Annotated in this window: 13 protein-coding genes and 1 riboswitch; of the genes, 5 read left to right on the forward strand and 8 right to left on the reverse strand. The window is 68.7% G+C overall.

Going from position 1 to position 12,603, the window contains the following annotated elements:
- Window positions 1–137 precede the first annotated feature (137 nt).
- Both AC0QTQ_RS11695 and AC0QTQ_RS11700 read left to right on the forward strand, forming a co-directional pair.
- Window positions 138–1,523, forward strand: coding sequence for an FAD-binding oxidoreductase (locus AC0QTQ_RS11695; protein WP_480256725.1), 1,386 nt, complete (start codon window positions 138–140; stop codon window positions 1,521–1,523).
- The gene (locus AC0QTQ_RS11700; protein ID WP_121534767.1) at window positions 1,520–1,909 is read left to right on the forward strand and encodes an SgcJ/EcaC family oxidoreductase; all 390 of its coding nucleotides are present in this window, start codon (window positions 1,520–1,522) and stop codon (window positions 1,907–1,909) included. Before AC0QTQ_RS11695 ends, AC0QTQ_RS11700 begins: the two co-directional genes overlap by 4 nt.
- Before the next feature lie 76 nt (window positions 1,910–1,985).
- On the opposite strand, the gene metK is transcribed toward AC0QTQ_RS11700, so the two are convergent.
- From metK to miaB, 8 genes are all read right to left on the reverse strand, one after another.
- Window positions 1,986–3,152 (reverse strand): methionine adenosyltransferase, encoded by a 1,167-nt coding sequence (gene metK, locus AC0QTQ_RS11705; protein ID WP_480259222.1) that lies wholly within the window; start codon window positions 3,150–3,152, stop codon window positions 1,986–1,988.
- A 7-nt stretch (window positions 3,153–3,159) separates the two neighbouring features.
- A riboswitch (SAM-SAH riboswitch) is annotated at window positions 3,160–3,208 on the reverse strand.
- An 11-nt stretch (window positions 3,209–3,219) separates the two neighbouring features.
- Window positions 3,220–4,773, reverse strand: a complete 1,554-nt coding sequence (gene lnt, locus AC0QTQ_RS11710; RefSeq protein ID WP_480256726.1) for an apolipoprotein N-acyltransferase — start codon at window positions 4,771–4,773, stop codon at window positions 3,220–3,222.
- Window positions 4,774–4,783: 10 nt separating this feature from the next.
- Window positions 4,784–5,689: a hemolysin family protein gene (locus tag AC0QTQ_RS11715; protein WP_480256727.1), complete on the reverse strand. Its 906-nt coding sequence runs from the start codon at window positions 5,687–5,689 to the stop codon at window positions 4,784–4,786.
- Window positions 5,690–5,725: 36 nt separating this feature from the next.
- A complete protein-coding gene (gene ybeY, locus AC0QTQ_RS11720) occupies window positions 5,726–6,235 on the reverse strand; it encodes an rRNA maturation RNase YbeY (protein ID WP_480256728.1) in 510 nt (169 codons plus the stop codon).
- Window positions 6,219–7,235 (reverse strand): PhoH family protein, encoded by a 1,017-nt coding sequence (locus tag AC0QTQ_RS11725; protein ID WP_164880104.1) that lies wholly within the window; start codon window positions 7,233–7,235, stop codon window positions 6,219–6,221. Before AC0QTQ_RS11725 ends, ybeY begins: the two co-directional genes overlap by 17 nt.
- 168 nt (window positions 7,236–7,403) lie before the next feature.
- The gene (locus AC0QTQ_RS11730) at window positions 7,404–7,727 is read right to left on the reverse strand and encodes a hypothetical protein (protein WP_480256729.1); all 324 of its coding nucleotides are present in this window, start codon (window positions 7,725–7,727) and stop codon (window positions 7,404–7,406) included.
- A gap of 11 nt (window positions 7,728–7,738) precedes the next feature.
- Window positions 7,739–8,305 carry an OmpA family protein gene (locus AC0QTQ_RS11735; protein WP_480259223.1) on the reverse strand — a complete coding sequence of 189 codons (567 nt, stop codon included), beginning with the start codon at window positions 8,303–8,305 and terminating at the stop codon, window positions 7,739–7,741.
- A 197-nt stretch (window positions 8,306–8,502) separates the two neighbouring features.
- Window positions 8,503–9,822 (reverse strand): tRNA (N6-isopentenyl adenosine(37)-C2)-methylthiotransferase MiaB, encoded by a 1,320-nt coding sequence (gene miaB, locus AC0QTQ_RS11740; protein WP_480256730.1) that lies wholly within the window; start codon window positions 9,820–9,822, stop codon window positions 8,503–8,505.
- Window positions 9,823–9,963: 141 nt separating this feature from the next.
- Between miaB and AC0QTQ_RS11745 the strand changes: the two genes are divergently transcribed.
- From AC0QTQ_RS11745 to AC0QTQ_RS11755, 3 genes are read left to right on the forward strand one after another with little or no spacing between them, the layout of a single operon-like run.
- On the forward strand, window positions 9,964–10,833 hold the full coding sequence (locus AC0QTQ_RS11745) for a glycosyltransferase family protein (protein WP_480256731.1): 870 nt from the start codon (window positions 9,964–9,966) through the stop codon (window positions 10,831–10,833).
- The gene (locus tag AC0QTQ_RS11750) at window positions 10,824–11,558 is read left to right on the forward strand and encodes a 5-oxoprolinase subunit B family protein (RefSeq protein ID WP_480256732.1); all 735 of its coding nucleotides are present in this window, start codon (window positions 10,824–10,826) and stop codon (window positions 11,556–11,558) included. The genes AC0QTQ_RS11745 and AC0QTQ_RS11750 overlap by 10 nt, the downstream gene beginning before the upstream one ends.
- A complete protein-coding gene (locus tag AC0QTQ_RS11755) occupies window positions 11,555–12,499 on the forward strand; it encodes a 5-oxoprolinase subunit C family protein (RefSeq protein ID WP_480256733.1) in 945 nt (314 codons plus the stop codon). The genes AC0QTQ_RS11750 and AC0QTQ_RS11755 overlap by 4 nt, the downstream gene beginning before the upstream one ends.
- Window positions 12,500–12,603: the final 104 nt, after the last annotated feature.

Genomic DNA, 12,603 nt, shown 5'->3' on the forward strand with positions numbered 1-12,603 from the left:
CTTCTAGCGCGCGAAGATGACGCAAACCTTGATCGGGGACAAAGAGCGGTCTGCCGCGCATGATTTTTCCCCGCCTCTTTCTTCGGGCGTCGCAACGTCATAAGACGGGGCCGGATTTGGATTTCGCGGAGGTGAAGATGGCACTCGCAGCGGCGATCACGGCGCTTGAGGCGCTGTTTGGCACGCGGTTCACGCAAACCCGGCCCGAGCGCGAGGCGCATGGCCATTCCGAGGCCTGGTTCCCGCTGACCCCGCCCGATGCGGTGGTCTATCCCGAGACGACCGAAGAGGTCGCGGCGCTGATGAAGATCTGCGCGGCCGAGGGCGTGCCGGTCACCGGCTGGGGCGCGGGCACCTCGCTCGAGGGCCATGCGCTGGCGCTGAAGGGCGGCATCTGCGTCGACTTCACCCGGATGAACCGCATCGTCGATCTGTCCGCCGAGGACCGGCTGGTGCGGATCCAGCCCGGCCTGACCCGCGAGGAGCTGAACACCGAGCTGCGTGCGACGGGCCTCTTCTTCCCGGTCGATCCGGGCGCGAATGCGACGCTCGGCGGCATGGCCTCGACCCGCGCCTCGGGCACGACCACGGTGCGCTATGGCACGATGCGCGACAATGTCGCCGCGCTCGAGGTGGTTCTGGCCGACGGGCGGGTGATCCGCACGGGGTCCGGCGCGGCGAAATCGGCCTCGGGCTATGACCTCACCGCGCTCTTCCTCGGGGCCGAGGGCACGCTCGGGCTGATCACCGAACTCACGCTGCGCCTGCATGGCCAGCCCGAGGCGATCTCGTCCGCCGTGTGCGCCTTCGACACGCTCGAGGCCGCGGTCGAGACGGTGCAGACGACGATCCAGATGGGCATCCCGATGGCGCGCATCGAATTCGTCGACGAGGAGGTGGCGCGGATCTTCAACGCGATCAACGGCACCCACCTGCCCGAGAAACCGCATCTGATGATCGAGTTCCACGGCTCGGACGCCACCGTGGCCGAGGACAGCCGCCGCTTCGGCGAGGTGGTGGCCGAGATGGGCGGCGCCGATTTCCAGTGGGCGACCACCACCGAGGACCGCAACCGGCTGTGGAAGATGCGCCACGAGGCCTATCTTGCCTGCCTTGCCTCGCGGCCGGGCAGCATGGGGCTCATCACCGATGTCTGCGTGCCGATCTCGCGCCTGCCCGAGGCGGTCGAGCGCGGCCGCGAGATGATCGCGAAGGCGGGCCTCGTCGGGCCGATCCTCGGCCATGTCGGCGACGGCAACTTCCACGCCATCCTGCTGCTCAGGCGCGACGACGCGGGCGAGCTCGCGAAGGCGAAGGAGGTCGCGCATGACCTCGCCCACATGGCGCTCGAGATGGGCGGCACGATCACCGGCGAACATGGCATCGGTGCCGGCAAGCGCGGACTGATGGCGGCCGAGCATGCCGCGGCCTGGCAGGTGATGGGGCAGCTCAAGGCGGCGCTCGATCCGCAGGGGCTGCTCAACCCCGGCAAGATCGTGCCCGGGCCGGAGGATGCCGCATGAGCCTGGCCCGTCCCGACGAGCTGCCGCGCGCCTTCGCCCTTGCCTGGGGGGCGCATGACGCCCGCGCGCTGGCCGATCTCTTCGCCGCCGATGCCGATTTCCTCAGCCTGACCGGCGGTTTCGCCGAGGGCCGCGCCGAGATCGCCGAGCTGTTCGCGGGCGAGCTGGCCGGCGCCTTCGCCCGCGCACGCCTCGTCACCGGCAAGACGAAGATCCGCCCGGCCGGCAGCGAGGCGGTGGTGCTGATGCAGCGCTTCGTGCTGAGCGGCATCGTCAATGCCGACGGCACCGACGCCGGCCGCATCGGCGCGATCCTGTGCGCGACGCTTGGCCTGGCGGCGGACGGCTGGCAGGTGATCGCGGCGCAATTCGTCGTCGAGGCCTGAGCCCCCGCCCGCAGGCGCCGCGGAAAACGAAAAAGGCCGGGCGCCCTGCCCGGCCTCTTCATTCCCTCTGCCCCGATCAGAGCGCCTTCTTCAGCGCCTCGGTCAGGTCGGTCTTTTCCCAGCTGAAGCCGCCATCCGCCTCGGGCGCGCGGCCGAAATGGCCATAGGCCGCGGTGCGGGCATAGATCGGCTTGTTCAGGTCGAGATGGGTGCGGATGCCGCGCGGCGTCAGGTCCATGCACTGGGCGACGATGCGCTCGATCTCCTCGTCGGGCACCTCGCCCGTGCCATAGGTATCGGCATAGATCGACAGCGGCTTGGCCACACCGATCGCATAGCTCACCTGGATCAGGCACTTCTTCGCCAGCCCCGCCGCAACGACGTTCTTGGCGAGGTAGCGCGCCGCATAGGCGGCCGAGCGGTCGACCTTGGTCGGGTCCTTGCCCGAGAAGGCCCCGCCGCCATGCGGCGCCGCGCCGCCATAGGTGTCGACGATGATCTTGCGGCCCGTCAGCCCCGCATCGCCATCCGGCCCGCCGATCACGAAGGTGCCCGTCGGGTTCACCCACCATTCGGTCTTGTCGGTGATCCAGCCCTCGGGCAGGACCTCGCGGATATAGGGCTCGACGATCGCGCGGATGTCGGCCGAGCTCTGGCTTTCATACTTGTGCTGGGTCGAGAGCACGATCGAGGTCACGCCGACCGGGCGGCCGCCCTCGTAACGCACCGACAGCTGCGACTTCGCATCGGGGCCGAGCGTCGGCTCGATGCCCGATTTGCGCACCTCGGCGAGGCGACGCAGGATCGCATGGCTGTAGAGGATCGGCGCCGGCATCAGCTCGGCGGTCTCGTCGGTCGCGTAACCGAACATGATGCCCTGGTCGCCCGCCCCGTCCTTGTCGACGCCCTGGCTGATATGGGCCGATTGCGGATGCAGGTAATTGGCGAAGTTCAGCGTCGCCCAGTGGAACTTGTCCTGCTCGTAGCCGATGTCCTTGACGCAGTCGCGCACGATGCCGTCGATGCGGCTCATGAACTCGGCGAGCTTCGACTTGTCCGACAGCCCGACCTCGCCGCCGACGACGACCTGGTTGGTGGTGGCAAACGTCTCGCAGGCGACGCGGGCGTTGGGTTCCTCGGCAATCAGCGCATCGAGCACCGCATCCGAGATGCGGTCGCAGACCTTGTCGGGGTGTCCTTCCGAAACGGATTCGGAGGTGAACACGTAATTCTGTCGTGCCATGGGAAAGTGCTCCATTGGTAAATCCCCGCTCCGTCAGGAAGCCGTTGGAGCGGTTCGATGCGCCTGCCTAGACCCGGCGGGCGGCGGGGTCAACGCGCCATTTCGGTGACGCAAGGAAAATCAGCCCGGCCAGAAGCGCGAGCAGCGCCACCACCGGCCCGTCGCCCGTGCGGGCGTACAGCGTTTCGGGCAGCGCCGGCGGCAGGGCCGCGTCGATCACCCCCTCGACGCCCATGCCAAGCTCGTCCGTCACCCGGCCCTTCGCGTCGATCATCGCGCTGACCCCGGTGTTGGCGGCCCGCGCCAGCGGCAGGCCGAACTCGATCGCCCGCAGCCGCGCCTGCGCCAGGTGCTGCCACGGCCCCGACAGCTCGCCGAACCAGGCGTCGTTCGTCACCTGCATCAGCCAGTCGGGGCGCGCCGGCACCCGGCGGATGTCTTGTGGAAAGACCGCCTCGTAGCAGATCAGCGGCTCGGCCCGGCCGAGCCTGCCAAGGTCGAGAAGCCGCTCGCCCGGGCCCGAGGAATAGCCGTTGCCTTCCTGCGCCGCGAAGGCGGCGATGCCGAATTCGGCCGCCAGATCGCCAAGCGGCATGTATTCGCCGAAGGGCACGAGGTGCACCTTGTCATAGACCTGCCCGACGCTGCCGTCGGCGCCGATCACCGCAAGGCTGTTGTAATAGCGCCGCCCCTCCTCGCGCTGGATGCCAAGCGCGACGGGAATGCCACCCGCGGCCTCGGCCACCATCTTCAGCCCGGCGCCCGGGTCGTTCAGCAAGAAGGGCACCGCGGTCTCGGGCCAGATCACCAGATCGGGGCGCGGCTTGCCGGGCGCAGGCTCCTCGGCGGTCAGGTCGAGATGGCGATAGAAGAACTGCAGCCGGTATTCGGGCAGCCATTTCAGCGCCTGCGGCGCATTCGGCTGCACGAGGCGCAGATTGACGGGCGGATCGCGCGGCACCTCGGGCGCCGCCAGACGCGCGGTGCCGCCGGCCCAAAGGCCCGCAAGCGCCACGGCCGCGACGCCCGCCCCCAAGGCCCGCCCGCGCGGGCTCCGCGCCAGCCAGGGCGCAGCGGTCAGCGCCAGCGTCAACAGGCTCAGCCCGATCGGGCCGACGAAAGCCGCCGCCTGCGCGACCGGCGTGCCGATCCACAGATGCCCGAAGAGCACCCAGGGAAATCCGGTGAAGACGTAGGAGCGCAGCGCATCCGAGGCGACAAGCCCCACCGCGATGCCCGCGACCCGCGGGCCGGTCCCGCCACGGCCGAGCCGCGCGCCAAGCCCCGCGCCAAGCGCCCAGAAGACACCCATTCCCGCCGCCATGAAGACGAGCGCAAAGGGCGCCATCCAGCCATAGACCTCGGGCTCGACCATGAACGGCTCGACGATCCAGAACATCGCCGCGGCGGCATAGCCGAAGCCGCCGGCAAAGCCGATCCAACCCGCGCGCGAACTGGCGGCGAGTGCCAGCAGCCCGCTTGCCGCCGGCAGTGCCACGAACCACGCGCCCAAAGGCGCCTGCCCCGCCGCGACGCCCACGCCCAGAAGCGCGGCCAGGGCCAGCGCCCGCCAGGACGGGCGGCACGGGGCACGCAGGAAGGCAGGCCAGCGCAGGCTCATCGCGTCCGGGTCACTCCGCCGGCGCCACGCCCGGCAGGCGCACGCGCAACCGCTTGATCCGGCGCGGATCGGCATCGACGATCTCGTATTCGACGCCGTTCTCGCCCTTGATCACCTCGCCGCGCGCCGGCACCCGGCCGATCTGCATGAAGACGAGACCGCCCATCGAGTCGATCTCCTGCTCCTCTTCGGGGTCGGCGAGGGTCATGCCGATCTCGGCCTCGAAATCCTTCACCGGGGCGCGCGCCAGCACCACCCACTGGCCGGGTTTCTCGAGCTTCCAGAACCCGCCCTCGGCCTCGTCATGCTCGTCCTCGATTTCGCCGATCACCTGCTCGATCAGATCCTCGAGCGTGACCAGCCCGTCGACGCCGCCATATTCGTCGATCACCAGCGCCATGTGGATGCGCTGCACCTGCATCTTCTGCAACAGCACCCCGATCGGCATCGAGGGCGGCACGAAGAGGAGCGGGCGCAGCAGCTTCTTCACCGAGAACCGGCTCGAGGCGGCACCAAAGCCGTATTCGAGCGCGAGGTCCTTCAGGTGGACAAGGCCAAGCGGCGTGTCGAGCGTGTCCTTGAACACCGGCAGGCGGGAATAGCCCTGCTCGCGGAACACCGCCACCAGCTCGTCGCGGGTGATGCCCACCGGCACCGCGACGATCTCGACCTTGGGGATCGCGACATCGCCCACCCGCATCCGGCGCAGGTTGCCGATGCCCGGCAGGCCGGCGGCCGCCGCGGTTTCGGGCTCGGGCGTGGCCGGGGCCTCGCTGTCGTTGTCGGGGGTGGAGGCGCCAAGCGCCCCGAAGAGTCGTCCCAGTAAGCCGCGCGAGTGCGGCTCGGAACTGTCGCCCGCGTCGGCATCCGACGCAGGGGCGTTGGCGGAGAGAGCTCCGTCAGCGGCGTGTTCCATCGTACCTTTCCAGATCACGCGGCGAAAATTGCCGCATCATGCCAAATATGGGTCATCGATCCCCATCTTTTCAAGAATGCGCACTTCCGTGGATTCCATCAAGGTGGCATCGCCCTCGCGCACGTGATCGTAACCGAGAAGATGCAAAACGCCATGCACGATCAGGTGCGTGACGTGATCGGCCATCGTCTTGCCGCCCTCGGCCGCCTCACGCGCGCAGGTCTCGAAGGCGATGGCGATGTCGCCAAGGCTGTCACGCTCGCCGGGCAGGAAGGGCTCGGGCGGCTCGGGGCGCTCGCCCTCGGCCTCCGCCGCAAGATCCTCGGCGGGCCAGCTGAGCACATTGGTGGGGGTGGGTTTCGCGCGGAACTCGGCGTTCAGCACGGCGATGCGCGCGTCGTCGCAGCCAAGCAGGCTGATCTCCCAGTCGTCGGGCGAGATCTGCTGATCGGCCAGAACGGCGCGCGCGGCACGCTCTGCCAGCGCCGGGAGGTCAATCTCCTCCCAGCGTGGCTCTTCGATCAGAATGTCAACCAGCGGCTCCATCGTCGCGGTCATAGGCGTCAATGATCCGCGCCACAAGGGGGTGGCGCACCACATCCGAGGCGGTGAAGTAGTTGAACGAGATCCCGCGCACGCCATCAAGGATGCGCTCGGCGTCCTGCAGGCCCGAGGGCACGCCGCGCGGCAGGTCGATCTGGCTGCGGTCGCCGGTGATGACCATGCGGCTTCCCTGCCCGAGACGGGTGAGGAACATCTTCATCTGCATCGTCGTCGCGTTCTGCGCCTCGTCGAGCACGACGAAGGCATTCGACAGCGTCCGGCCGCGCATGAAGGCCAAGGGCGCGATCTCGATCCGCTTCTCCTCCATCAGCTTCTGCATCTGCTTCGCCGGCAGGAAGTCGTTCAGCGCGTCATAGAGCGGCTGCATGTAGGGATCGACCTTCTCCTTCATGTCGCCCGGCAGGAAGCCGAGACGCTCGCCCGCCTCGACGGCGGGACGGGAGAGGATGATCTTGTCGACATGGCCGCCGATCAGCATGGTGACGCCGACGGCGACGGCCAGATAGGTCTTGCCGGTGCCGGCCGGACCGATGCCGAAGGCAAGCTCGTTCTCGAACAGCGCCTTCACATAGGCCTTCTGCGCCTCGGTCCGCGGCTCGACCTGCTTCTTGCGCGTGCGGATCTCGTATTTGCCCGCCGCGAACATCTCGAGCTGTTCGTCCACCGTCATCCCCGCATTGCCGAGATCGGCCATCCGGATCGCCGCATCGACCTCGCCGGCGTCAACCGCCTTGCCCTGTTCGAGGCGCTGATAGAGATGGTGCAGGATGCCGGTCGCCTGCATCTGCGCCTCTGGGGTGCCGACGATGGCAAGCTGGTTGCCGCGCCGCAGGATGTGCACCGAGAGCTTGTGCTCGATCTGCGCCAGGTTGCGGTCGAACTCGCCGCACAGCCCGATCAGCAGGCGGTTGTCCGGAAACTCCAGGAGTGCTTCGAAGCTGTCCTGAGAACGAGGCGGGGGTGAGATCGCGCTGAAGCCCAATAACGTCTCCCTTGGCTGGCTTGGTAAAGATATGGTGCCTCTCCCCCCCGAGTCACGCAAGCGCTGGTTTGTTTTTCAGCATGTGCCCGCGAAAATTTCACAAAACTGCAAAGAAATGAGCCGTGGGAGGGACCCCACGGCTCATTTGCCCGTTTTTTAGGCGAATGCTTACTGATAGTTCGACGGCCGGACCGGGTCGCTGATCTCACCGCCCGACTTGAACGGGCCGACCGCGGTCGAGGCAGGGCCGGCGCCCGAGCAGATCGGCTTGCCGTAATCGTCGACGCGGGCGGTCATGTAGCCCTCGGCGCCGTCATCGATGATCCAGTGGTCGCAGCCTTCCGGGTCGATCCAGACGCCGGCCTTGAGCTGGCTGAGGTGCTTGGCGCCGCCGATGTTGCGGTCCCAGCCCTTGTCAGAGGGTTCGGCGACGTCGCAGGCGGCAAGCCCGGCCGCGGCACCGAGGAGCAGGAGGATTTTGATCGCTTTCATGTCCCGTCTCCTCACTTCACGCAGATCACTTCGACGCGGCGGTTCTGCGCCATGCCGGCGGCGGTGGCATTGGTGGCCCGCGGCCAGCGCTCGCCATACCAGTTCACCGCAAGCACCGGCGCGCCGATCGACTGGGCAACGCCCGCCACGGCCTCGGCGCGGTTCTTCGACAGCTGCATGTTGTATTCATCCGAGGCGCGGCTGTCGGTGTGGCCGGTGATGATGAAGCTGCGCGCCTGCGCGGTGCGGAAGAAGTTTTCCAGATAGTTGCGGCCGGAGGCGGTGATCTTCGCGCTGTCCGTGGCGAAAAGCGTATCGGTCTGCAGCACCCCGCAAACGTCGCGGTGGCACACCGGGCGGCCGTCGCGGGTCTTGCGCGCGTCCATGTAGCCTTCGAGCCCGTCATCCATCGCCCAGTGCTCGCAGCCGTCGGGGTCGATCCAGATCGTCGGGACATAGCGTTCCGCGCGGCCGGCGTTGGTCTGCTGGGCCGAAGCGGAACCGGAGATCATGGCCAGTGCCAGCGCCGCAGCCCCGAAAGACGCAATCGCCGGTTTCACGGCCTTGGAGAGAGTCATCATCGCCGCTTCCGCCTCCTCATCGCAAATGGGGCCCGTCCTGCGGGCCATTAACCAAATATGGCGCTTACAATAGCAAAACCCTGCGGCTTTGAAAGCAATTAAACCCATATATTGTAGGGTTTCCCGCAACAAATCCGCCGTTGAGACGGGCTGCAGGCAATCATGGAAACGATGTCCGCCACCCGCCGGGCGGATCAGAGCAGAACGCCCGCCAGCGAGTTCGGGCCGCTCGCGGTGATTCTCACTTTCGCGAGAGCCCCCTGCAGCGGCGTTTCCGAGGTCACATGCACCGCCTGCAGGTAGTCGGACTTGCCCACCCATTGCCCCGGCAGCCGGCCCGGTTTCTCGAACAGAACCCCCACCTCGCGCCCGACCATCGCGGCCTGGCTTTCGTGCTGCAGCCGGGTGATGAGGGCCTGCAGCTCGTGCAGGCGCCGGTCGGCAACCTCGGGGTCGACGCCCGCGCGCTCGGCCGCGGGCGTGCCCGGGCGCGGCGAATACTTGAACGAGAAGGCGGCGCCGAACCCCACCTCCTCGATCAGGGCAAGCGTGTCGCGGTGGTCCTGCTCGGTCTCGCCGGGGAAGCCCGCGATGAAATCCGAGCTGAGCAGGATGTCGGGCCGCGCAGCGCGAATGCGCTCGATCAGCCGCAGGTATTCCGCCGCGGTGTGATGGCGGTTCATCAGCTTGAGGATCCGGTCCGCGCCCGACTGCACCGGCAGATGCAGATAGGGCATCAGCTTCGGCTCGGCGCCATGCGCCTCGATCAGGTCATCGGCCATGTCGTTCGGATGCGAGGTGGTGTAGCGGATCCGCTCGAGCCCCTCGATCCGGGCGAGTTCGCGCACCAGCCGGCCAAGGCCCCAGACCCCGTCCGCACCCTCGCCATGATAGCCGTTGACGTTCTGGCCAAGCAGCGTGATTTCCTTCACCCCCTTCGCCACCAGCTTCCCGGCCTCGGCCAGGATGCGGGCGACCGGGCGCGAGACCTCGGCGCCGCGGGTATAGGGCACGACGCAGAAGGCGCAGAACTTGTCACAGCCTTCCTGCACCGTCAGGAAGGCTGTGGGGCGGCCGGTGGCCGGGCGTTCGGGCAGCTTGTCGAACTTGTCCTCGACCGGGAACTCGGTGTCGACGGGGCGTTCGCCACGGGCGGTGGCGGCGACCATCTCGGGCAGGCGGTGATAGTTCTGCGAGCCGACGACCAGATCGACGAGCGGCATCCGGCGCATGATCTCCTCGCCCTCGGCCTGCGCGACGCAGCCCGCGACGCCGATCTTCAGCCCGGGCTTCGCCTCCTTGAGCGGGCGCAGCCGGCCGAGGTCGGAATAGACCTTCTCGGCCGCCTTCTCGCGGATGTGGCAGGTGTTCAGCAGCACCATGTCCGCCTCGGCCGGATCGTCGGTCAGCACATAGCCCTGCGTGCCCATGGCCTCTGCCATGCGCTCGCTGTCATAGACGTTCATCTGGCAGCCGTAGGTCTTGATGTGCAGCTTCTTCGGCGCGTCCGACATGGCGATCCCCCGCGTTTCAGACCCGCCCGATAGCGCAGAATCCCCCCGCCCCGCAACCGCTGCGCGCCGCTTTCCCCGCCATTCCCCGTCTTGCATTCCCCCGGCCCTTGCCCGATCCTCGCGCAAAATCCGGGGACTGGCATGAATTACGCTTCGCTTGACGCATTCCTGGCCGAGGGGACGGCCGCCCTTGCCAAGGGGCCGGTGGCCCTGATCCTCGTCGAGGATCTGGTCGAGGCCGAAAGCACGATCCGCCACCACCTGAAGGCCGGGTTCCGCTCGGTTCTGGTCTTCGCGCCCGAACGGCTGGTGCTGCCCGAGGATCTGGCAGCCAAGATCCACCGCATCCCGCGCGACATGCACCGCCCCGGTGCGCTGACCGACACTGTGAACCCGGTGATCGCCGCCGCGCCCGCCGATACCTGGATGTATTACTGCTACAATGCGGAATACCTGTTCCACCCGTTCTGCGAGACGCGCAGCGTGCAGGAGCTGCTGGCCTTCCACACCGAGGAACGGCGCCGCTCGATGCTGACCTATGTGGTCGACCTCTACGCCCCCGACCTTGCGCAGAACCCGAATGCGGTGAACCTGCGCGACGCGATGCTCGACCGGGCGGGCTATTACGCCCTTGCCCGCCCCGATCCCGCCACCGGCCACGCCCGCGAGCGTCAGCTCGATTTCTTCGGCGGGCTGCGCTGGCGCTTCGAGGAGCACATCCCGGTGAAGCGGCGCAAGATCGACCGGATCGCGCTTTTCCGCACCCGGCCGGGGCTGGAGCTGCGCCGCGACAACACCTTCAACGACGAGGAATACAACACCTATTCCTGCCCCTGGCACCACAACCTGACCGCGGCGATCGCCTCGTTCCGGGTGGCGAAGGCGCTGAAGTTCAACCCCGGCTCGACCTATGACATCGCCGATTTCCGCTGGTACAATTCGGTGCCCTTCACCTGGCACAGCCAGCAGCTGATGGACCTCGGGCTGATGGAGCCCGGGCAGTGGTTCTGAGCCCGCCGGCGCCGCGCTTCCTGCCCTGTGGCGATGCGGCGTTGACGGTCGAATTCGCGCCGGGCATCGACGCGGCGGCGAATGCCCTGGCGCTCGCGCTGGCCACCGATCTCGAGGCCGCCCCTCTGCCCGGTCTGCGCGAGGCGCTGCCCACCTATCGTTCTCTGACGCTGACCTATGACCCGTGCGTGACGGGCTTTGCGACGCTGCGCGCGGCCCTGATCCCACGCATCGCCGCGCTGCGCCCGGGCGCGGTCGAGGGCGCGCTGCGCAGCATCCCGGTCTTCTATGGCGGCCCCGCCTGCCTCGACCTCGCCCGCCTCGCCACCGAGAAAGGGATGGCCGAGGACGCGCTGATCGCGCTCCACCTCGGCGCCGCCTACCGCGTCGCGATGATCGGCTTCGCCCCGGGCTTTGCCTATCTCTCGGGCCTGCCCGCGGCGCTCGCCACCCCGCGCCGGGCCGAGGTCCGCCAGCGCGTGCCCGAAGGCGCGCTCGGCATCGGCGGCGGGCAGGCGAGCGTCAACTCCGTCGCCGCGCCCAGTGCCTGGTCCTACATCGGGCAGACGCCGCTGCGGCTCTTCGATGCCAGCCGCGCCCGCCCCTGCCTGCTGGCCCCGGGCGACCGGCTGCGCCTGCGCCGGATCGGGGAGGCCGAGTTCGACACCCTCGCCGCCCGCGCCCGCCGCGGCGAGATTCTCTTCGACCCGGAGACACCCGCATGACCGGCACGCTCGAGATCCGCGCCGCCGGGCCGATGATGACCGTGCAGGACCGCGGCCGCACCGGCTTCCTGCGCTTTGGCGTCTCGGCCTCGGGGCCGATGGACGGCGCGGCCTTCGCCGCCGCCAACGCCCTTGTCGGCAACGCGCCCGGGGCGGCGGCACTCGAATTCGCGCTGACCGGCGGCCGGTTCCGGGCGAGCCGCGACGTGCTGGTGGCCCTCACCGGCGGCGAGATGCGGGCCGAGGCGGGCGGCCGCCCCCTCGCCCCCTGGAGCTCTGCCCGGCTGCGGGCGGGCGAGGAGCTGACCGTCGGCGCCCTGCGCGGCGCGGTCTGGGGCTATCTCGCCGTTTCGGGCGGGATCGAGACGCCCCCGGTGATGGGCGCCCGCGCCACCCATCTGCGCAGCGCGATCGGCGGGCTCGACGGCCGCGCGCTGCGCCCCAGCGACACGCTGCCCCTCGGGCCGGAGCCCGGCGCCCTGCCGCGCCGCCTGACCCGCCCGCTGCGCCCCCGTCACGGCCCGATCCGCGTGGTTCTCGGGCCGCAGGACGACGCCTTCGCGCCCGAGATCCTGGCCCGTTTCCTCGGCGCGCCCTATGCCGTCAGCGCACAGCGCGACCGCATGGCGATGCTGCTCGAGGGCCCGGCGTTGCCCGCGGCGCGGGGCCACGACATCACCTCGGACGGCACGCTGATGGGCTCGGTGCAGGTGCCGCCCTCGGGCCGGCCGATCGTGCTGATGGCGGACCGGCAGACGACCGGGGGCTTTCCGAAGATCGCCACGGTCATCACCCCCGACCTCGGCCGGCTGGCGCAGATCCCCACGGGCGCCATGCTGCGCTTTCATGCGCTGAGCGTCGAGGCGGCCGAGGCCGCGGTCCGCGCCGCCGCCCGCCAGAGCGCCGAGGCGCTGGCCGATCTCGCCCCCACGGGCGTCTGAATGTCCGGGTGCGACGTTTTCGCACGCGAGATATGTGAGGCGAATATATTTCATTATTATTCAATGCATTATGGCGCAATCTTGAGAAAAAGGATGAGCACCAC

Source organism: Paenirhodobacter sp. YD-8, assembly GCF_056590935.1.

Excerpts from the sequence above, each read along its gene's own strand:
- AC0QTQ_RS11755 (WP_480256733.1), top strand. The coding sequence starts at position 11,555 with ATGACCGGCACGCTCGAGATCCGCGCCGCCGGGCCGATGATGACCGTG.
- AC0QTQ_RS11715 (WP_480256727.1), bottom strand. The coding sequence starts at position 5,689 with ATGGAACACGCCGCTGACGGAGCTCTCTCCGCCAACGCCCCTGCGTCG.
- lnt (WP_480256726.1), bottom strand. The coding sequence starts at position 4,773 with ATGAGCCTGCGCTGGCCTGCCTTCCTGCGTGCCCCGTGCCGCCCGTCC.
- ybeY (WP_480256728.1), bottom strand. The coding sequence starts at position 6,235 with ATGGAGCCGCTGGTTGACATTCTGATCGAAGAGCCACGCTGGGAGGAG.
- AC0QTQ_RS11735 (WP_480259223.1), bottom strand. The coding sequence starts at position 8,305 with ATGACTCTCTCCAAGGCCGTGAAACCGGCGATTGCGTCTTTCGGGGCT.
- miaB (WP_480256730.1), bottom strand. The coding sequence starts at position 9,822 with ATGTCGGACGCGCCGAAGAAGCTGCACATCAAGACCTACGGCTGCCAG.
- AC0QTQ_RS11730 (WP_480256729.1), bottom strand. The coding sequence starts at position 7,727 with ATGAAAGCGATCAAAATCCTCCTGCTCCTCGGTGCCGCGGCCGGGCTT.
- AC0QTQ_RS11700 (WP_121534767.1), top strand. The coding sequence starts at position 1,520 with ATGAGCCTGGCCCGTCCCGACGAGCTGCCGCGCGCCTTCGCCCTTGCC.
- AC0QTQ_RS11695 (WP_480256725.1), top strand. The coding sequence starts at position 138 with ATGGCACTCGCAGCGGCGATCACGGCGCTTGAGGCGCTGTTTGGCACG.
- metK (WP_480259222.1), bottom strand. The coding sequence starts at position 3,152 with ATGGCACGACAGAATTACGTGTTCACCTCCGAATCCGTTTCGGAAGGA.
- AC0QTQ_RS11745 (WP_480256731.1), top strand. The coding sequence starts at position 9,964 with ATGAATTACGCTTCGCTTGACGCATTCCTGGCCGAGGGGACGGCCGCC.